We start from the raw sequence: 19,416 nt of genomic DNA, 5'->3' as shown, positions 1-19,416 counted from the left end.
AGTAGCGGCGAACGGACATTCCGAGGTACGAACAGAAGCGGCGCTGGAGGGCACATGAACCGCACCACCCGCACCATCACCGTGACCACCCTGCTCGCCGTCGCAGCCACACTGGCGGCCTGCACCGACCCCGAAGAACCGCCCATCACCCTGCCCAGCGCCAGCCCGAGCATCGCGACAACCTCGACGCCCACTCCGTCGAACGACCCGGACACTAACGTTCAGAGGCAGGCCATTGATGCCTACCTCGGCGCACAGCGGGCGTACCTCAAGGCCACGGAAACGGCCGACCCCGACTACCCGGGGTTGGCCGCGCACGCGGCTGGCAAAGCGTACGAACGTCTGCGGGATGGCGTGAAGTCGTTGCGAGACAAGGGCCTTCGCAGCCGCGGCGAGACAAAGTTCAGCCCCTCGATTGTTAGCCTCGAACCTCCCAAGACACCGACCAAAGCACGGATCCGCGACTGCATGGACACCAGGGGAAGCCAGGTCTACAAGGCATCCGGCGAGCCCTACAACGACACGCCCGGCGGCTTTCGACTCGTGATCGCCGACCTAGAAATCGTCGACAACACCTGGAAGGTCACCGGCATCGGCATCCATGGAGTGGGATCATGTTCCGCACAAGGCTCCTCATCCTCATAGCCGCTTTCGCCACCATCGTGCTAGCGCCCGCCGCCGCAAGGGCTGACGACCCGTGGGGTGATGTCGACTGCAAGGCCCATCCGAACGATCCACAATGCACTGTCGTCGTAATCGACCCTGGCAGCGGCGGAGGTGGCGGGGACGGCGACGGCGGAGGGTCGCTGACCTGCAAGCTCGGCGGCGAAGTCGTTCCCTGCTACTCCGAAGCGTGGGGCTGGCTCGGCAGCGACGGATGCTACTACGGCAAGGACGGCGGCGGCTTCCTGCCCGAGCAATGGTACATCAGGCTGTGCTACGACCCAGCGAGCGGCAACATGAACTTCGAGGGCACCGTCTTCCTGGACGACCCGCCGCTCACTCTGGCCATCCTGGCTCAGCGAGCCGTGTCGCAGCTAAAGATGCCCAGACCCGTCATCGCCACGAACCCCGGTCTGGACAGCCCGCAGGTAGTCCACGTGCCGGTGTGGTGGTGGGTCCAGCCCGGACTCTGGAAAACCCACACCGCCACCGCGTCGCTACCGGGCATCACCATCACCGCGAGGGCGGAACCGACAAAGATCACCTGGTACGCCGGAGACGGCAGCTCCACCGTGTGCCGAGGCCCCGGCACCCCCTGGACCGGGAGCGCGTCACCGCTGTCGAAGTCCGACTGTAGCCACACCTACACGACCACATCACGCGAAGCGTCGGGCGGTAAGTTCACCCTCCGCGCCGTCGTGATCTGGCACATCACCTGGGCCGGCGGCGGCTTCAGCGGCACCGAGCCCCCGGCCACGACGGCTGACCAAGCCTCCATCGAGGTAACGGAGTCCTTGCCCGTAATCACCGGCTGACCACTTCGACCCAGCTTCACGACATTCCTGTCCCGTTGATATCCCGAGTAGCTCGCCGAGCGCCGATGGGCTCGGCGAGCTCGTGTGACTGGGTCTGGGATAGCGGTCGCACAGGTATGGGCCAGGGCCACCACCAGCTTCCGTGACCGCGATCTTTCCAGATCATGATCCGCGTGCGCATTCCTGGTATGCGGTGGCGTCCACCCGAACACCCTGGGCACACGCCGTACTGACATGGCGTGCGGCGTCCTACAGGTCGTCGTCATCCAGGCGGTAGTCGGGGTGTGTGAGGTCGGCTCGGGTTGATAGATGTAGTGGTATGGGGCCGAGGGTGCGGTCGTCCCAGGTGATGGTGTGGTCGGATAGGCGGGCGGTGAGCATGACCAGCGCGTGTGCGGTCCAGATCCCGGTTTGGGGAACGGTGATTTCGGTGCTGGTGTAGGAGTGCCAGTCGTCTTGGAGCATGTAGCGGAGGTTCGTCGGCAATGTCCAGGGTGTGTACCGGGCACCGATGCTGCCGCCCTTGGCACGGTAGAGGCGGGAGGATTTGGGAAGCAGCCACAGGTTGCTGCCCGCGAGTTGGTAGACGTACCGGTCAGGGGATGCGGGCTGGCGAGGGTCGTCGGGTTGTTGGCCACCTTGCCGGTTGACGGGGCGGGGAACTTCGCGGCTGGTGTTGCAGCGGACGATCGCCACGTCTCGTACCGCGCTGAGGCTGATTGCCGGCAGCGCTCCGACGCCGAAGTGGTGGTTTTGCAGGCCCGGGTAGATGGAGCGGAATGACAGCGTGTCGACCATGATCACGGCGGGTCCGGGCGGCAGCGCGTCGAGTATTGATTCGATGTGTAGGCGAGACTCGACGGCTTTCTCACCGCGACGGCCCCGCTGGGTGGACCCGATCGGGCCGGCGTGGAAGTGGGCGATGCCTGTGGGCTGTGGAACCCACTGGTTAGCGGTGTCGCTCCACATGCGCACGGTCCATGGCCGGCGTGGGTCGTGGTGGGCATGGATGGCCGTAGCGGTGACGACAAGTTTCGGCGGCACGCCTTCGACACCGGAGTGCTGAAGCCGGGAGTGCAGGCCGACGAGGTGCACTGATGGGTGGCCAGTGCCGTCAAGGAAGTCCTGCAGGATATCGCTGGTCATGTTGGGGTGTATGACGCCAGTTGTGCGTAGCAGCAGGTCTGCCGCTGCTGCCATGGCGCGATGGTCTGTTTTGGCGTCGGTGTTCTTGCCTCGGCCACGGCGTGGCGTCTGTTGCGGGGTGTCCGATGGTGGCGTGGCGAGGAACTGCGCGGAAATGCCGAGTTGCGCCAGCACGCGGCGGACGGGGTTCTTGGCGTCGTCGGTGGCCTTGCCGGTTTTCGGGTCGTATTCGGTCTCGACCCAGGCCACTACCGTGCCTGCTTCTTGTTTCGCGATGGCCTCGATGTCGCTGGCCAGGGCCATCCGGTCACGGTCGCCGTGCGCCAGCAGTTCGGCGACGCGGTGAAAGGATACGACGAGTCGTGGATGGACTTCGACCGCCTCGTCGTCGAAGGTTGGAGCCGCCGCTGGGGTGAAGGCACGTAGCTGGGTCGTCATGCGCTGGCGGGCGGCCGAGGTGTCGTAGAGGCAGAGCAGCCGCAGCCGCTTGCTACCGGCGGCCTCCATCGCGTCTGCGATGATCTCCGGGGTGACGAGGAGCGTTTTCTCCTCACCCTTGCCCTTGGGGTCTGTGAGGACTTGCCGTCGCGGTGTTCTGACCTTGGTGGTCTTGTTTTTGAGCCACTCCAGTGGCTGCAGTTCCGGGCAGGTTCTGGCGATGTGTTCGGCCAGGCGCATCATGACGCGTGCGCCGGGCCCCTTGCCGACGGGGTGCACGCGAGGTCCCGGCACCAGCGGGCGGACCCGCCCGGGCCGCGCGGGGAGCTCCTGGTCGAGGTCAAGGCGTTCCATACCGCACGCTTCGGCGATCACTGCCGCATGGTTGGCGACGACGGTGGTCCAAGGCGCGTCGTCTGTTGCGGGCCGTACGTTCTTGACGGGTACCCGAAGGATCGGCAGGTCGCTGTTCTGCCGTTCGATCCAAGCCGTCTTGGAACCCCGCCACTGGTTGTTGATCCTGGACATGTGGGCGTCGAAGACGATGGCCAGTTCCGGGATACGGGGCAGTGTGATGATCCGCGCGGTTACACGCAGCATGGCGTAGCCGATGTAGTCGGACCACTGGTTGGCGATCAGGTCGTCCCATGCGAGCAGCGAACCGTCGGTGTCCATGCGCAGCGTCAGCGCCGGTCCGTTGTCCTCCAGGCGCAGCTTCCGTGACGCCAACTTAGCCATGATCGCCCAGACGGCGGACTCGAACAGCCACCCTGGGGCCTGGGCGGTGCCGGAGTCGGCGACGGTGATGTAGTCCGTGAATGCCCGGGAGGTATCGACCGTGGGTAGTGCAGGTGCGAGAGTGTTCCGGTCTTCTCCCTTACGCAGCTGACGCTCGAAGGTGCGCACACAGGTGGTCAGGTGAAAGGGGTTGATCGGGTCAGTCGTGATGATCATGCCTTCGATGCCGGCGTCACGGTCCTCGTCAGACAACTGCCAGTCCTCAACGATCCGCACCGGCCGGCCGTGTACTGCGGTCAGCCCGGTGAGTAGCTGCCGGTACGGCGGCTTGATCGGGGCGCCGCCTCGGCGTGGCGTTTTCGGCAGGCGCTGCCAGGCAGCGGTGAAGTCGCTTCCCCACGGGTAGACAGCGACCTGCCCGAGCAGCGATCCGACGTGCGCGGCGGGAATGCGGAAGCCGAGGGTGAGCATCGTGGTCCCTTCGTCAGGCGAGGAGTTTGGCTTCGTCGTCGGCGTAGCGGAAGAACTCGGCCAGGGTGGTGCCGTACAGCTCTCGCATCCGGGACAGCTGGCCGGTCTGGTCCCAGTGGTCCCGCAGCTTGCGGATCAGTGTGCCGAATGTGGGGCCGCCGCCCGGGTCAAGCAGGGCACCGTCGGCGAGGTAAATGGCGGCGGGCGTGCCACCGCGCCGAGCGCGCCCGACCAACTGCACGATGCCGTTCATGATCTCAGCGGTGATCGAGAGCTGGACCGCCTTGGGCATGGTGCGGAAGTAGGGCAGGCTGGTGACGATCTCCTCGAAGTAGTGGCCGGCGGCCTGCTTGCGGGCGTCGAGGACGTCAGCCGGTCGGCGGCGCAGCGTGCTCAGGACGTCGTCGTTGGCGTCGGGGGCGAGCGGATACGCGTTCACGTGTGCGATCAGTTCGGCCGGCTCGTCGATGATCGGCACGGGGCGGACGAGGAGCCAGATGGAGCCCAACGCCGAACGGTCATCGGCTCCGATGATGTTCACACCCCGCTGCACCCGGGCCAGTGGGGCGATGAGGATGTCCACATCCAGGCCAGGCACCTCTTCGAGCCGGTCAGCGGCCAGTTCCCGCCAGCTGGTGCGGTCCTGCTCGTCGTCGCTGGTGTCGCCGATATCCGGGGCGGTCTCCGGGCGGACGGCGAGGCATATCCGTCGTGGATCGACGCCAGCGCGCACCAAGCCTTCGGCCACAGCCCGCCCACCGTCGTAAGAGGTGGTGGCCAGCAGCACCAGCTGCCGGTTCGGGTCTTCGACCGATAGGCGCTGCAGCTCCTGCTGCAACCGGGTACGCCACAGCAGCTCGGCGAGGCGGCGCAGTGCCTCGTCACGGCGGGCGCCCTCCGTGCCAGACACTCGCACCAGCCGGCGTTGCTCCGCGACCTGATCGGCGACGTACGCCGGCAGGATCTTCACGCCTCCCGGGTCCTCGTCGGATACCCACCAGTACGGGTCGACGTGGACGTGGTGATGGGGTGCTTGCGGGAAGAACGCGGTCGCCGACAGACCCAGGACGGCGCGGCGGGTTCCGGCCCGGCACAACGCGGTGACGTCGCCGAGCGTGGTCGTGTAGACGTGAGGGTCACCGCCGAACGCGGCTGCGTTGAGCCGGATCGGCAGCCGGCCGCTGGGATCCACGTGGTGGCTGAACGCGAACAGGAGCCGTCCGAGCGGTCCGGTTGGCAAGGGGCGCCAACGGCTGTACGGGCCGAACGTTTCGGCGATTTCCCGCGCGGCCGGTACACCGGCAGCGGCGAGATGCGGTGCGTCGTAAACGAACTGCCGCAGGTGTTGACGAAGCCGTTCCAGGATGGCGCGTTGCAACAGTCGGTTGATCGCTCTCGTTCGAGCACTGACGTCGGTGATGCGCGACTCCAGGAGCGCGTCAAGGCGGTCACGGCTGTCCTCAAGGTGCTTGGCGCCGCTGCCGACCTCCGTCACGGTAGCCAGGATTTGCCGGATGGCCGGGAACTCCAGCGGTTCGTCGGGTTGTGACGGCTCCTCTCCAGGAAAAAGGGACCTGAAGCCGCTTACCATCGCCGGGGTCAACGGTTCGTGCTCGGCCAGCCCGTACAGTTGCGCGGTGAGCGCGCCGTCCCATCGGCGGGGCACGATCCAGTATCTGCCGGTCACCGTGCCCAGGCCCTCCACACCGATCGTGCCGAAGTACAACGCCGCGGTGTAGAGCGAGGCGAGGAACTTCGAGTGGTGGACCATGTCCCGCACGCTGGACTCCACCTCCCGGTTGATCCGGCCAGCGGCTCGTACGTACTCGGATTCCAACTCATGCAGCGGGGTGCGGGTACTGCCCCGACGGTCCAGCACCAGTCCACGGGCAGCCTGCGATATCACGTTGCTCTGGAACGCGTCAATTTCGTCGATTACCACGAGGTGGCTGCGGCGGAACACCAACTCCTCGACGGTCGTCCGGTCGGTGAGGCCGTGCTCGTCCTGAACCGGAAGGTGCAGCCGGCCGCTGTGGAAGTTGGCGTGGCTGGTGACGATCACGGAGGCTTTCATGGCGGCGCGAGCCAGGCTGGACTTCCCGCAGGTCGTCCGCCAGGGGCAGGCGCGTTGCTTGGCGTTGTCGTCACCGGTCGCCTGCAGCGTCACGCATGGTTCGGATCCCGGTGACCAGCCATCGACGGCCGCCTCCGTTTCGGCTGACGCGGCCAACGCACAGCCGTAACCGAGACGGTCCGTGGTCCATTGCCCGTCGGGATCCCAGCTCGGCCTGGTCTGGATTACCTTCTGTGCGGTCTTGAACACCGCTGAGGGGGACATCAGGGCGGTCGCGGACGCGTCGAGGCCCAACGCGTCCAGGTCGAGTTCGATAGCCCTGGTCAGCTTCAGCACGTCGCTGTTGGTTGGTACCACCAGGGTCATGACCAGGCCGTTCGGGTTCGCGGCGATCCAGCAGGCGATGACCTCCATGAGCACGCTCTTGCCAAAGCCGGTCGGCGCGTTGAGCAACCGCATTTTGCCGGCGGGCAGCCCGAGAAGCCCGTTGATCGACACGAAGCCATCCGCGGTGCGCAGCCGTTTGCAGAGCTTCCTGACGTGCCGGGCACGGTAGGCGCCACCACCGCGCGTGGCATCAATCTTTCCCGCCAGCTCGATAAGGTCGTTGACCGGGATCATGATGTCCCCGACGTGGGCCGAGGTCCGCAGTTCCGGCGCTGCCTGCTCCTTCGGTGTCGGGTAGACGGGGATGAGATACCTCTGGTCTACGGCCTGTGTCACACCAGTTGCCGTCGTGACCCGCATGGTCGTGTGATATCGACCGGGGCCAGCCACAGCGGTGTGACCACGTCCGACGCTGCTGCGCCGCGCCAACTTCCCCAGCGCCTCGTCGACGAAGTCGCGGGGCGGCATCCCGGGCGCGCAGGCGATCGTCAGCCCATCGTCGGCATCGTTCACCAACTGGCAGCCGGGTAGTCCTTCCTCCTCCAATGCCTGCCGAAGGGCGCGCCTAACCCACTCCCCGTCGGCGTACTCCGACCGGCGCAGCCGCAGCAGTCGCACGATCCGGTGGGTGTCCTCCTCAGCCAGGCCCGGCCAGGCCGGCCAGACGTCAACGTGCCCGTCGAGGAGAAAGGCCACATCCCGACTGGACACCAGGACCGTCCCGGCGTTCGCCTTAAGCGGGAAGTGCACCGCTGCCAGCCCTATCGCCGCGCGCAGCAGTAACAGCGTGTTCTGGTTTAGATCATCACGCTGACGTGGCCGCGTCATCTCTGCTCCGCTTCTGGCGCCGAATCTCGTTCTTGACCTGCTTGATCAGTTGACTCTCGGTGAGCACCCGGTAGGTCGGCAGCGCTTGTTCGACAGCGTGGAGCTGTCCTTTATGGGTGTCGGGCACCAGAATGTGCCTGGCTGACGGGGGCTTCTCCCTGATGCGACGCAGCAGCCCCTCCACGGTGGCGTGCTCCTTCACGTCGACATCCCACGGTCGTTTACCGACGGTGATGTCCAAGTCGTAGGTGTCACAGCCTGGATATAGCTCCACCTTCGCGCCCGCCTCCGTGAGTAGACGCCAGAGGCGGACCTCCGTCGCACCTGGCACCACGATGAACTGCCAGACCGCTTCTTCCGCCTGGATAGATATGTCGGCGTCATGCCGTTCCGGCAGCCCTCGCTTCACACCCACGGGAAGGCGCTGATCAACGGCGATAAGGATCGGGCCCTTCCCCGACCGCTCGGCGACCTGGTAGGTCGCCATGTGGTAGGGGTACCGGCAGCGGACCAGCCGACCCCGCACATCCATCGGCCACCCGCAGACGCGGCATGGCCACCACCACCGGCGCTGCCCGCACCGGTACGACTGCCCCTCGGTAATCGGAACGTAACGGGCGACACGCATCGCACCGCGCGCATTGCACTCCTCGACCACGGCCTGCTCCTCACCGGCCGGCAACTCCACCACAAACTGCCGGGCGGCTCGGTAAGCGGCTTCGTCATGAGCGGCTATCAGGCGGCCGAACAGTTCGTTCTCGATGTCGTTGGCCCGCATCCAGGACCACGAAGGCAGCCAGTCCCGCCCGGAGTCCAGCCCATTGATGACCTCACGCACGTAGTCCGAGCCGATCTCGTACGCCACATCGGTCAACGTGTCGTCATCGCCGAGCAGAACCACCTCGTCGATACCGGGACCGTAGCCGCCCTTAGCGTCGTCACGCAGCGGCGGCAAGAGTTTGCCCAAGGGCCGCCGAAGGCTCCTCACCAGCTCCAGCGGCGTCACCGGACCATTGCCTGGCCCCAGCTCGAACATCACCACGCCGGTCATCCGTGCGATCTCCTCAAACGCCCTACGTTCCCGGTCTCGAACCGACCAGGCGTACGCGGCACGTAGAGCCGCCGAGGTGATCCGGGCTCGACGGTCGAGCACGTCGGAATCAGGTCCACCACGCACCGTCACGCGGCATCCGCCTCCCTTGAGCGGTAGACAACGGTCCCTTGTCATCGGCGGAACGTCGTCGCGTCGGCGACTAACGACGCGCAACGGTCCGCAAACTCAGCACGCAACCGGTGAAGTGGCACTCGGCAACCCAGCATCCGGAAGAACTCGTCGACCGGCCAAACGGCAAGGACTCCGATGCGTGCCATATAGAACCCGACCACCTCAATGCCGTAGCGGTCGTCGTAGTCAAGCAACACATAGCCCGCCAGCTGCCAGATGATGTGGTCACCAAGACGGCCCGGTTGCGACACAGCCTTGATATCTATTAGCCGTCCGCCAATGATGAGGTCGGCGTCCGCGCCGTTGACGTCGCCGCTGCCGGCGAAGGTCGGTGCCGCATGGCAGTCGGCCTCGTCCACTGCGTCCCGCAGCGTACCCAACGCCCGTTCTGCTAAGCGGATCTGCACCTGCAGGTCCATGATCGCGTAGTCGGGGACAGCCTCAAGTAGCCCTTCGAGCCCTGTTGGGATGATAGTGGCACTTGTCAGGGGCGAACCGACAGGGATAGAACCATCCCGATAGACACGATCGAACCAGGCCAAGGCGAAGCACATTTGATCAAGCGAAGCCTCGGCCTCCTCGTCGAGCAGCCAACGGCGCCCACGGCGCTGCGGCTGGAACCGGCGCAAATGCTCCTCGAACGCTGAAAGCAGCGCCACGCCGACCTCACGCACCGCCACAGAGCCACCGAGTGCGGCAGCCAAGGCCACGCCGGCCGCAGCGGACGGCGCCACTCCGGATTCCACGAAGGCGCACCGAATCCGAAAATCTATCGCGGTTCCGAGCAGATCCCACCGAACAACCGTCCGCCCGGCCGCCACAGGTCGCTGTACCCGACGCACAGGCAACCTCGAACGGTACGACGCCCGAACCGCGGCCGTGTGAGGCATCCGTTGCCGCACCCACTGCGCCAACGGATGCTCTTGATCCGCGATAACAGCCGTGAGACTCACAGGCGGGAGAGTAGCGGCCCGGACCGACAGTTCCCGCAACCTCGAGCCGCCTTAATACGTGAATCGGCTTCGCGTTACTGCCAGGCGGCGATCGTGCCGGATGCGGAGGCTGGAAGGTCCTACGGCAATGTCGAACAGTCAGGCGGGATACGGCCCGGATGAGGACGATGTAGTGGCGGTGCGGGTCGAGGCCTCCAATCCAACGGTGTTCACGCTCCGCCGCACCAACGCGGCGCTAAGAAGTCCACCGGGCGACCGATTGGACGTCCAGGGCGAGGTACGTGTCGCTCGTGGCCGCTTCGACGATGGCTGGCGGAGTGATCCGACGTAACGGTGTGCGTTCGCCCAACAGCGCTTCCCAAGACTGCCGCTCTCCGCTGGTGAACCCCGCACGGAGCGCACCGGCGATGTTGGACGACAGCGCCCGTTCCTGTTGCCAGTACAGCGAGCGACGTTGCTCGTTACGCACCTGCATCTGTTCGTCGGAAACGGCCTCCAGCTCGTCTCGGCCGACGGACGGGTACTCGCGATCGACATCGGCGACGATCCTGGTCTGGATCTCGGCGAGGCTGCGGCAGGCGGCGAACAGCCGGCGAGACATGCCGATGATCAGGTCGGTGCCGGGGACCCGGCCGATGAGCATGTCCAAGCGTTCCAACCCGGGACGGCGGAGGTAGCGGGCTTCGTCTCGTCGGGCTGCGGATCGCTCGGTGGTGGTCGTGTCGTCGTCCTCCAACAGCATCACAGTGGCACCGGCGCGGCGCCCCGCGCGGTCCCTGACGCCATGTCCAACGGGCACGATGCGGCGCTCGGCCCCTGACAACGAGATCAAGGCCAAGTAAAACAGCATCCGGGAGCGGGCAATTGCCATGAGTGTCTGGTCGCTACTGCCTGGGTCGTCAACGTCATGGATGGCGCTGTCTCGGTCTTCGCCCTCGATCTTTTCCACATCGATAGTGACGAACAGGCGGTGTTCGAGGCTGGCGCCGCAGAGCACCCGCATGTGGGGGCCATGCACGAGGTCGGGGACGCAGAGCTGCGCTGCGCCTTTGACGAGCGTCCTGCGCATAAGCCTGCGCGCGCCTTTGGCTTCGACCAGCCAAGTCGACGGGGCAATGGCGTGATCGCCGATCAGGTCGGGCAGGCCCAGTGCGGGTGACCAGGCCGGCCCCGCGCTCGCCGGCGTAACGGCTTCCGCGTGTGTGGTTGGTCCCAGCCCCATGAGCCCTCGACACGCCCACTCCGCCATGGTCATGCCGATGCGGTAGGCGAAGGCCGCCTGGGCGGTGCGTTCCGTGCCGTCGCGGTAGACAACGTTCGGCTCGATGGAGAAGCCGGTGCTGCCGCCGCTGGGAATCCTACGGCGGCCGAGATAGGCCGCCAGGGGCGAACGCCGGGCGATGATCTCCGACGAGGCAAGGGCGGGCACGGCAGCGAGCCAGGCCGTGGGATCCCTGCCGACGGATAACGCGGCGTCGATGACATCGCGCCACGTTGTCGGGACCCGGTACATGCCGTTGGGAGCAATCTGGGCAGGGGCTGGCCATGGGCGGTGCGCGGCGTCGATACGACCGCGACGCGGTCGCCGTCCCGGTCGTAGCGGCGTCGACCACCGGACGAGAACGGGCACGTCAAAGGCGTCACGAGCCTGGACTGGTACATCGGCGGCGCCGGCAGGAGGGGTCAGCTTCACGCGCACAGAGTGCCAGACAAGTCGGTCAGACGTGACAACCGTCATTGTGCCGCGACCGGTGCGGCACGGTCCTCCGCGCGACTTCATCCCGCTGAAATGTCAAATCAAGAACGCTGAGTTGCCGATTCGCGGCGCTTGGCGGTAGTCCTCCGTTCCACTTCGGAAACCATCCGATTTCGAGTCAATACGACTCTGTGTGGAGTCAGGAAAGGAAATGAAACCCAATGAATCGAGTCGCATTTATCGCTTTGTTTATCCGCTATCCAAAACAGGGGGAACTATGCAACAGGGAAACGATATTCCAGCCGCCATCGACTATGCTGGAACAGGCGAAATGCGGGCAGAAAGCGGCGACCGCGATGATGGCAGCGCTGCCGCGAACGGTCGGGCAGAACCAGAAGTGCTGGTCGAGTTGGTGGTGGTTGACGGACCGGAAGGTCAGAGACTGCACGAAATACAAGCCGACGTCATCTATCGCATCCTCGCCCGCATGGCCGAGAGACAAATACAAACCCCTCAGAAAGAGAGCCGCCTATGACTACTATCGACCTCCCTGACGTTAGCTACAGCGATGGCACGAGTGTGTTGTCCTGGCTGCAAGCTGTCGCGGACCGTAACCGCCCAGACGATGTCACGCCCGCCGTCATCCCGGTGGCGTGGATGGGGCGAACCTCCACCGACGACCAGCAGGACCCGACCCTGTCCCTTCCACGCCAACTGGAGAACTCCCGGCGGGCCCTGCCCGCCCCGTTCGTCATTGTGGCGAAGTTCTACGACATCGAGTCCGGTCGCAATGACCTGGAACTTCGGGGACACGGTGATGCCCACGAACGGTTCGACATCCCAATTGCCCGCGACGGCGGAATCGCCGACATGCTCGACGAAGCCAAGCGTCCCGATAGACGATTCGTCGCGGTCGTCTGTGAATCGATCGAACGGGTCGCACGGGTCAGCTACTTCAGCACCAAAATCGAATACGAACTGGCCCAGGTCGGCGTCGCGCTGCTCGCCGCAGATGAAGGCATCAAACCCGACGCGGTGCTGCGCACCGGCGGTGAGCGCCCTAAGCAGGCGACGCAGATCCTAACCAGGAGGGTCAAGCAGGCAATCGCCGAGTGGTACGTCGTCAACATGCTCGAATTGTCGTGGGATGGCGCCATGGAACACACTCGGCAAGGTTGGAACATCGGGAAGCCACCATACGGCTATATCGCCGAGCGTCATCCACATCCGGTCAAAGCCAAACGTGACGATGGCAAGGTCAAAACCAGACTCGTCCCGGACGCGGTCCGCGGACCAGTGGTCACGCAGATATTCCAATGGAGGGCGCTGCAACGTCTCGGCGCGCAGGACATCGCTGACCGGCTCAACGCGGACCTGGAACGCTATCCACCACCGCAGCCGATTCCCGGCAGGGGACGGCGAGCGATAGGCGCCTGGACGAAAACCTCGGTCCTGGACCTGCTCGCCAACCCGAAGTACACCGGCTACATGGTCTGGAACCGGCGCAAGCGGTCACGTCCCGAGCGCGGCGTCTCAGGCAAGGTCAACCCACCTAGCGAATGGGTGTGGTCACCACGTCCCACCCACGAACCCCTCGTCACCAAGGCGATCTTCGACGCCGCCACGCCTATCTCCCGGCTGCGCCAAGGCTCGCGCACCGGCGCAGGCCCCAACGCGGCACACCGGCAGGCGCAACGCAGCTACGTTCTGCGCTCCTACCTTGTGTGCGACCTGTGCAATCGGAGGATGTTCGGCAAGAACCGCGTCCGCCGCGGCCAGGAGACCGTCTACTACGCGTGCGTCACCAACCCAGAGCACCACCAGGAGCAGAGCTGGTACGCCCAGCACCCGAAGAACATTACCGTCCGCGAGGACCATCTCCTGCCCGCCATTGGCAGGTTCTTCGGCGAGCGTATCCTCGGGCCGCAGCGCGCTATTTACCTTAACCATCGGCAGCCGCAGCCTGACACCGGCAGCGGCGTCGCCGCCCAGCAGGCGGCCCTTCGCAAACAACTCGAACAACTTGGCCGGGCCCAGACCAACCTGATGAAACAACTGGAGGACTACGAACCAACCGGCGACGACGACATCGACACCGAGTGGCGCGGCGCACTGCAACGCCGGTTCGCTCAGATCGCAGCCGAGCGCCGAACGGTCAGCAACAGCCTCACAGCGCTCGACAAGCAGGATCGGGACGCAGGTGGCGGCAACCCAGCCCTGCTCGACCTACTGCCACAGGAGGCCATCGATCCGACCCTCCTTCCAGAGGAAGATCAACGCGAGCTATACGACGCCTTCCATCTACAGGTCCGCTACGACCGCGCCAAGCACCAGGTAACCCTCCGAGTCACCATCTACGCGGAAGCCGTCGGCGTGCTGACGCAAAAGATCCGTTCCATGACCAGCAACGAACCACGCAAAACGGCTCATAGCAACGAAACCGCCCCGGTGGCCGGCATGCCGGCCACCGGGGCGCGTTCCCATGTTGTCAGTGCCCCCGGCAGGATTCGAACCTGCGACACACGGTTTAGGAAACCGATGCTCTATCCCCTGAGCTACGAGGGCGCGAGGGCCTAGTCTAGCGACCTGGGGGTTCGCCTGGGGTGGCAGGGAGTGGCCCACGTTCACCCACGTTCCCCGGATCGCCGTTCTCCCAGCCCAGGGGCTCGTTGTCGCATGGGAAACTCTCGCTGTGGGCTCAGGTGTTCCCGGACGATCAAGGCAGTCGACACGTCGGAGTTGATCCGGCTCGACACCGAGGCGATTCATTGCGGATTGAACCGCAATCACGGGGCAGGGTGGTTGGCGGAGTTCGCCGATCCAGCAGCGGTGCACTATCTGTGGCCGGTACTGGTGCACCGGTTGGGGCACCGGCCTGAGTCTTCGCCGCACTGGCGGTGCATGCTGCTTTTGACGGTGCGAGACGGCCAGCAGATCTTTTCCCTGCTGGATGTCCTACCCGCCTCGTTCGAGGATCTACCCGAGACGCTGGATGCGGCCACGAAGGCCAAGATCGCCAACCGGCTGGAGCACGAGGGCCTGCTGACGCAGGCGCAGTGAGCCGACCTCAACCCCTGATCCGGGTACTGCTTGGCGGTGATATACGGCGGCCAAATAGGGCGGCGAACCGTGCGTCAGTCGTCGAGGCCTGCGAGGTTGAGTCGTTCGAGCAGGCTGGGCTTGCGGGCGTGCACCGCCCGTAGCTCGGCCAGCCGCTGTTGGAACAGCCCGCTGTCTCCGTGGCCCTCGGCGAGATCGCGCAGGTCGACGAGGAGTTGAACGGCCGCATCGTACTCGCGGGGTTTCTTCGTGGCGATGAGTTCGTCGACCCGCCGCCATGCGGCGGGTTGGTCGACCGCGAGGGTGTCGAGGTGCCGTTGCCGGGCGGCGGCTGCGGACCGCTCGCGGCGAACCCGGTCGCGTTCGCGCTGCTCGGCGTCCCGTCGTTCCCTTTCGATGCGCTGGTCCGCGACGGTGGCGAGCAGTTCCCCGGCGGTGCGGGCGGCCGTCGGAGTAGACGCAACGGTGGGATGCGCGTCGCGGTACCGGTGCAGCAGTCGGTTGCGTAGGTGGACGTCGCCGCCGGTGATCAGGTCGGTCAGGATGGCGTCCTTATCCCGGGCGGGCAGCCCGACGACCCAGTTCCGTAGTTGCGCGGCGGTCGGTTCGCCGGAGGACGCCGGCGCCGACCCGGCGGCCGCCGCCGCGATCAGATCGGGGTCGATGCGCAGGAACTCGGCGATGGCGGTGAGGGGCGCGTCGAGGGTGCCCAGTCCGGCGGGGACGGGCGGTTCGGGCTCGTCGTCGGCGATCTCTTCGGACTGTACGCAGCGCAGCCAGGCCAGGTACAGCAGGCGCAGGTCGCCGGCGGTGAGGCCGGCCCGAACCGGGATGATGGAGGTGAGCAGGCCGTGGCCGTCGAGGTCCCACTCGTCGGTGCCGTCCTCGTCCTCACTGTGCAGATCGATGATGACGTGCGTGCCGGCGGTCCAAGCGGATGCGCTGTCGCCCTGGCAGTACTGGGCCACCGCGGCGGGGTCGAGCCCGTGTTTCGGTAGCCGCAGCATGAGCTGGCGGGTGCCCCAGTTCGCCAGGTACAGGTGCGCGTCGAAGTATCGTTCCATCAGCTTGCGTGGGTCGCCCTTGAAGTCGCCCCACTCGTAGGTGTTGACGAAGCTGGTGGCGGTGATGTCGGCCCGGGTGGACAGCGACCGCAGCTCGGCCTGGTCTCGAGCGGCGAGCGGCCGGTCGACGGCGGTGAATTCGTAGTACTGGTACTCGCTCATCGTGGCCTACCTCCGAGCCCAGTGCCGGTAGGCGTCGATCCACGCGGCGCCGTCCGGTGCGGGGGTGGATAGCGGCAGGTCGAGGAGATCGATCTTTTGCCGGTGGTGGCCTCGGGCACAGAATGCTCCTCAATCATGGTGAACAGGCCGGTGAGCTGTTCATCGTCGCCGTACGCGTCGACGGTGGCTTCCCCGATCATCGCCTCCAGCGCGGCGGTTCCCTCTGATGCCATCGGCGGAGGATAGCGGGCTTCCGGATCTAGCCGATGTGCGTGCGGGGGGCTTGAGGGGTCGCAACGGCGATGAGTTTCGTTATGGTGTCCAGTCTGAATTCCCGTGCACCGATCTCCCGACTCTCGGGCGGAGCGTCATGACCGCTACGTACAGGAGGCAAGCGTGAAGCTTCTTCTCACATCCGCGGGTGTCCAGAACCCGAGCATCCGCGGTGCGCTGGTCGACCTGCTGGGCAAGCCGATCGCCGACTCCAGCGCCCTCTGCATCCCTACGGCGTGCTACCCCATGGGCGGGCCAGCCTCGGCCTGGCGCTTCATCACCGGTCAGACGCCGCTACCCATGTGCGACCTGGGCTGGAAGTCGCTGGGCGTCCTCGAGCTGACAGCGCTGCCCAGCATCGGCGAGGAGCAGTGGGTCCCCTGGGTCCGGGAGGCTGACGTCATGCTCGTGGCCGGCGGCGATGCGACGTATCTGTGCCACTGGATGCGGCAGTCCGGGCTGGCGGACCTCCTGCCGTCGCTGTGGGACACCGTCTGGGTGGGGTTGAGTGCTGGGAGCATGGTGCTGACCCCACGGATCGGTGCGGACTTCGTCGAGTGGCAGTCCGCGCCCGACGACCGCACACTGGGGCTCGTCGACTTCTCGATCTTCCCGCACCTGGGTCTCGAGCCGGACAACACCATGGCAGGTGCCGAGAGATGGGCGGCCGAGATCGCGGTTCCGGCGTACGCAATCGACGACCAGACGGCCATCAAGGTGCTCGACGGTACCGTCGAGGTCGTCTCCGAGGGGCACTGGAGGCTGTTTCCCGCGTAGCCGCAGCCAACGGTGATCGGCGTGGCGAAGCGCCCGCTCATGCCGCCGAGCGAGCGTCGCTGGTGCGCACTCTGCGCCGGCTGGCTTCCGGGTCGCGGCTCCGAGCGGTGCTCACTGATCGGGGAGTGCGTCGGATCCGCGTAGCGCGGCGTACCGGTCCAGCAAGATCGGCACTCCCGTGTGTGCCCACCACGGAAGGTGAACGGTGCCGGCGGACATGCCGTGGCCTGGGTCGAACTCGGGGAGGTATATCGCTGCGGTGCTGTCGTGCCACGGTGTGGATTCGCGGTTGGTGAGAGGCTCGCCAACGACCTGCTCGATGACGTGGGTGATGAGCGTCCGCAGGGTGAGCCAGTCGTCTGGCAGCGGCATGTTCGCGAACCGCGCGCGAAGTTCCCGCCACAGGTAGGAATCGCCACGTAGGCCGAACTGGATCGGCTCGCGTTCGAACAAGCAGCCCACCGTGCCTGAGCCGACGGGCGGCGGACATTGGGCCCAGAGCACCGAACGGATCTGCTTGTGTACGGCTTCGTCGAATGCGACGAGCCGTACCTCGTCGACGCGGGTCCTGGCCGCCGCGATGGTCTCGATCGCCGCCGCGATGGCATCGGCACGTGGCCAGCCGTAGGATCCCGTGCTGATCAGCGGAAACGCGATGCTGCGCGCGCCGAGTTCGTCGGCGACCTCCAGCGCGCGCCGGTAGCACCCCTCCAGCAGGGAGCGGTCACGCTGCCCGGTGCTGTAGTTGGGGCCGACGGTGTGGATGACCCACCGGGCGGGCAGATCACCTGCCGTCGTCCAGCCGGCGTCGCCGGTGGCGAGGCCGTTCGGAAACCGGGCGATGCAGTCACGCAAGATCGCCGGGCCGCCGCTGCGATGGACGGCGCCATCCACACCGCCTCCTCCACGCATAGCCTTGTTCGCCGCGTTGACGATGGCATCGACGTCCTGCGTCGTGATGTCACCGAGGACGGCGTTGATGACTGGCATGCCGTTCATTCTGCTCGTAAGCACCTTCTACAGAGCCAGGGGCCGTTTTGGTTCCGTCGGGCGTGCGGGTTGCGCCGGCCGTAGCAGCGGTCCCTTCTGGCCGCAGTGGCCGAGACGGTCTGCAACTGCTGGCGCAAGCGGTCGTCAACGCGTCCCTCGACGGCGACGTTGCGGGCGGCGCTGCTGAGGACAGTCGTCCCGTGGTTCTCATGGTCGTGCGTCGAACTGAGCGCGAGCCGTGAAGACGCGATCCATGTGCGCCTCCGCCCAGGTCTTGATCGCGACCATCACCGGGAGCAGATCGCCACCGAGTGGGGTGAGCGCGTAGTCGACGCGGGCGGGCACCGACGCGGTCACCGTGCGGGTGAGCAGGCCATCGCGTTCCAGCTTGCGCAGCGTTTGGGTGAGCATCTTCTGACTGACGCCGGCGATGCGGCGGGCGAGTTCGCTGTGCCGCTGCGGGCCGTCGGCGAGCGCCGCGATCACCAGCGCCGCCCATTTGTCGGTGAGCGTGCTCAACAACTCCCGTGTCGGGCAGGCCGCCAGAAACGCGTCATAGTCGCGTTTCGCCTGCTCACGTCGTTGCCCAGCGGTCGTTGTCGCCACGTCCCACCACCTTTGCCGGTGCCCTAGGCACTTTGAGGTACCTACTTTCTCGCAGTGCCCAATGGTACCTACCGTCCAGAGAGACCACGACATTCAGCGGAGGAGGCGGCAATGCGCGCAGTCAGCTATGCAGAGTTCGGAGGGCCGGAGGTGTTGCACGTGGTGGCGGACCTGCCGGTGCCCGAGCCGGGGCCGGGGCAGGTGCGGGTGCGCCTCGCCGCGTCCGTCGTCCACCCGGTTGACCTCATGATTCGTGCCGGCCGATTCCCGGCACCGCTGCCGTCCGGGCTGCCGTATATCCCCGGCTGGGATGTGGCAGGCACGGTCGACGCGGTCGGTCCGTCCGTCGCCGGTTTCAGGACCGGTGATGATGTCATCGGCTTCTCGCACTGGCTGCGCACCACGGTCGGTGCCCACGCCGAGTATGTGGTCTTGGCGGCCGAGTGGCTGACCGCGGCGCCCACCGGGATTCCCGCCACCGAGGCCGCGACTCTGCCGACCAACGGCCTCACCGCCGCGCAGGCCCTCGACCTGCTCGCGCTCCCGCCGGGCTCCACCGTGCTTGTCGCCGGCGCCGCAGGGCAGGTCGGCGGGTTCACCCTCGCCCTGGCCCGGGTCGCCGGTCTACGCGCCACCGGAATCGCGGGAGCCGGCGACCGCGAGTTCGTCGAGTCGCAGGGCGCGGCGTTCGTGCCGCGCTCGGACGGTCCGCTCGCGGTGACACCGGGCACCTTCGACGCGGCCGTCGACCTGGCGCTGATCGGCCCGTCACTGATGGAACTGGTCAGCGACGGCGGTGGCTACGTGGCCGCCGCACCCCCGCTGCGCCCAGCGTCGGTGCGGGGGATCCGGACGTTCGCCCTGGAGGTGCTGCCGGACGGATCCCGGCTCGGCGAGCTGGTGAAACTGGTCGAGAGCGGCGACATCCCGTTGCGGGTCGCCGGGGTGTACTCCTTCGCCGACGCCGCGGCGGCCCACAAGCGACTGGCCCAGGGCGGCGTGCGAGGCAGCGTAGTGATCGTTCCCTAACCCGCCACCGGCGTCATGCCC

Annotated in this window: 16 protein-coding genes and 1 tRNA gene; 6 read left to right on the top strand and 11 right to left on the bottom strand. The window is 66.3% G+C overall.

The features are described 5' to 3' along the window. The first annotated feature begins 54 nt into the window (after positions 1 to 54). Positions 55 to 645, top strand: coding sequence for a hypothetical protein (locus O7615_RS06965; RefSeq protein WP_278176511.1), 591 nt, complete (start codon positions 55 to 57; stop codon positions 643 to 645). After that, on the top strand, positions 615 to 1,478 hold the full coding sequence (locus tag O7615_RS06960) for a hypothetical protein (RefSeq protein WP_278176510.1): 864 nt from the start codon (positions 615 to 617) through the stop codon (positions 1,476 to 1,478). Before O7615_RS06965 ends, O7615_RS06960 begins: the two co-directional genes overlap by 31 nt. A gap of 249 nt (positions 1,479 to 1,727) precedes the next feature. On the opposite strand, the gene O7615_RS06955 is transcribed toward O7615_RS06960, so the two are convergent. The 5 genes from O7615_RS06955 to O7615_RS06935 all read right to left on the bottom strand — a co-directional run bounded on the left by O7615_RS06955 (position 1,728) and on the right by O7615_RS06935 (position 11,431). Then, positions 1,728 to 4,271 carry an RNaseH domain-containing protein gene (locus O7615_RS06955; protein WP_278176509.1) on the bottom strand — a complete coding sequence of 848 codons (2,544 nt, stop codon included), beginning with the start codon at positions 4,269 to 4,271 and terminating at the stop codon, positions 1,728 to 1,730. 13 nt (positions 4,272 to 4,284) lie between these two features. Continuing rightward, a complete protein-coding gene (locus O7615_RS06950; RefSeq protein ID WP_278176508.1) occupies positions 4,285 to 7,560 on the bottom strand; it encodes a hypothetical protein in 3,276 nt (1,091 codons plus the stop codon). Then, the gene (locus O7615_RS06945) at positions 7,538 to 8,788 is read right to left on the bottom strand and encodes a hypothetical protein (protein WP_278176506.1); all 1,251 of its coding nucleotides are present in this window, start codon (positions 8,786 to 8,788) and stop codon (positions 7,538 to 7,540) included. The genes O7615_RS06950 and O7615_RS06945 overlap by 23 nt, the downstream gene beginning before the upstream one ends. Further along, on the bottom strand, positions 8,785 to 9,531 hold the full coding sequence (locus tag O7615_RS06940) for a hypothetical protein (protein ID WP_278176505.1): 747 nt from the start codon (positions 9,529 to 9,531) through the stop codon (positions 8,785 to 8,787). Before O7615_RS06940 ends, O7615_RS06945 begins: the two co-directional genes overlap by 4 nt. Positions 9,532 to 9,973: 442 nt before the next feature. Beyond that, a complete protein-coding gene (locus tag O7615_RS06935) occupies positions 9,974 to 11,431 on the bottom strand; it encodes a hypothetical protein (RefSeq protein WP_278176504.1) in 1,458 nt (485 codons plus the stop codon). 214 nt (positions 11,432 to 11,645) lie between these two features. Here O7615_RS06935 and O7615_RS06930 point away from each other — a divergent pair, with 214 nt between their 5' ends. Further along, the gene (locus tag O7615_RS06930; protein WP_278176503.1) at positions 11,646 to 11,969 is read left to right on the top strand and encodes a hypothetical protein; all 324 of its coding nucleotides are present in this window, start codon (positions 11,646 to 11,648) and stop codon (positions 11,967 to 11,969) included. Positions 11,970 to 13,003: 1,034 nt separating this feature from the next. On the opposite strand, the gene O7615_RS06925 is transcribed toward O7615_RS06930, so the two are convergent. Next, a complete protein-coding gene (locus tag O7615_RS06925; protein ID WP_278176502.1) occupies positions 13,004 to 13,552 on the bottom strand; it encodes a hypothetical protein in 549 nt (182 codons plus the stop codon). Positions 13,553 to 13,926: 374 nt separating this feature from the next. Further along, positions 13,927 to 13,999, bottom strand: a tRNA-Arg gene (locus tag O7615_RS06920). 174 nt (positions 14,000 to 14,173) lie between these two features. On the opposite strand from O7615_RS06920, the gene O7615_RS06915 reads away from it, so the two are divergent. Beyond that, entirely contained in the window at positions 14,174 to 14,494 is a 321-nt protein-coding gene (locus tag O7615_RS06915; protein WP_278176501.1) for a hypothetical protein, read from the top strand. A 74-nt stretch (positions 14,495 to 14,568) separates the two neighbouring features. On the opposite strand, the gene O7615_RS06910 is transcribed toward O7615_RS06915, so the two are convergent. Next, positions 14,569 to 15,720 (bottom strand): hypothetical protein, encoded by a 1,152-nt coding sequence (locus tag O7615_RS06910; RefSeq protein ID WP_278176500.1) that lies wholly within the window; start codon positions 15,718 to 15,720, stop codon positions 14,569 to 14,571. After that, complete coding sequence (locus O7615_RS06905) at positions 15,717 to 15,953, bottom strand: hypothetical protein (protein WP_278176499.1); 237 nt, start codon at positions 15,951 to 15,953, stop codon at positions 15,717 to 15,719. The genes O7615_RS06910 and O7615_RS06905 overlap by 4 nt, the downstream gene beginning before the upstream one ends. Positions 15,954 to 16,116: 163 nt before the next feature. Between O7615_RS06905 and O7615_RS06900 the strand changes: the two genes are divergently transcribed. After that, positions 16,117 to 16,770 (top strand): Type 1 glutamine amidotransferase-like domain-containing protein, encoded by a 654-nt coding sequence (locus O7615_RS06900; protein WP_278176498.1) that lies wholly within the window; start codon positions 16,117 to 16,119, stop codon positions 16,768 to 16,770. A 111-nt stretch (positions 16,771 to 16,881) separates the two neighbouring features. On the opposite strand, the gene O7615_RS34305 is transcribed toward O7615_RS06900, so the two are convergent. Together O7615_RS34305 and O7615_RS06890 are read right to left on the bottom strand one after the other, a co-directional pair. After that, positions 16,882 to 17,760, bottom strand: a complete 879-nt coding sequence (locus O7615_RS34305) for an O-acetyl-ADP-ribose deacetylase (RefSeq protein ID WP_347405076.1) — start codon at positions 17,758 to 17,760, stop codon at positions 16,882 to 16,884. 207 nt (positions 17,761 to 17,967) lie between these two features. Beyond that, the gene (locus O7615_RS06890) at positions 17,968 to 18,366 is read right to left on the bottom strand and encodes a helix-turn-helix domain-containing protein (protein WP_278176497.1); all 399 of its coding nucleotides are present in this window, start codon (positions 18,364 to 18,366) and stop codon (positions 17,968 to 17,970) included. Positions 18,367 to 18,477: 111 nt separating this feature from the next. Between O7615_RS06890 and O7615_RS06885 the strand changes: the two genes are divergently transcribed. Next, positions 18,478 to 19,395: an NADP-dependent oxidoreductase gene (locus O7615_RS06885; RefSeq protein WP_278176496.1), complete on the top strand. Its 918-nt coding sequence runs from the start codon at positions 18,478 to 18,480 to the stop codon at positions 19,393 to 19,395. The last annotated feature ends 21 nt before the right edge of the window (positions 19,396 to 19,416 follow it).

The sequence above is a fragment of the Micromonospora sp. WMMD1082 genome (assembly GCF_029626175.1).
Taxonomy (GTDB): Bacteria; Actinomycetota; Actinomycetes; order Mycobacteriales; family Micromonosporaceae; genus Micromonospora.
The sequence above is the reverse complement of the archived record's forward strand: the minus strand, read 5'-3'. Positions and strand labels throughout refer to the sequence as shown.

Coding starts and splice junctions, on each gene's coding strand:
- O7615_RS06965 (WP_278176511.1), top strand. CDS start 55: ATGAACCGCACCACCCGCACCATCACCGTGACCACCCTGCTCGCCGTC.
- O7615_RS06960 (WP_278176510.1), top strand. CDS start 615: ATGTTCCGCACAAGGCTCCTCATCCTCATAGCCGCTTTCGCCACCATC.
- O7615_RS06955 (WP_278176509.1), bottom strand. CDS start 4,271: ATGCTCACCCTCGGCTTCCGCATTCCCGCCGCGCACGTCGGATCGCTG.
- O7615_RS06950 (WP_278176508.1), bottom strand. CDS start 7,560: ATGACGCGGCCACGTCAGCGTGATGATCTAAACCAGAACACGCTGTTA.
- O7615_RS06945 (WP_278176506.1), bottom strand. CDS start 8,788: ATGACAAGGGACCGTTGTCTACCGCTCAAGGGAGGCGGATGCCGCGTG.
- O7615_RS06930 (WP_278176503.1), top strand. CDS start 11,646: ATGAAACCCAATGAATCGAGTCGCATTTATCGCTTTGTTTATCCGCTA.
- O7615_RS06910 (WP_278176500.1), bottom strand. CDS start 15,720: ATGAGCGAGTACCAGTACTACGAATTCACCGCCGTCGACCGGCCGCTC.
- O7615_RS06905 (WP_278176499.1), bottom strand. CDS start 15,953: ATGGCATCAGAGGGAACCGCCGCGCTGGAGGCGATGATCGGGGAAGCC.
- O7615_RS34305 (WP_347405076.1), bottom strand. CDS start 17,760: ATGCCAGTCATCAACGCCGTCCTCGGTGACATCACGACGCAGGACGTC.
- O7615_RS06885 (WP_278176496.1), top strand. CDS start 18,478: ATGCGCGCAGTCAGCTATGCAGAGTTCGGAGGGCCGGAGGTGTTGCAC.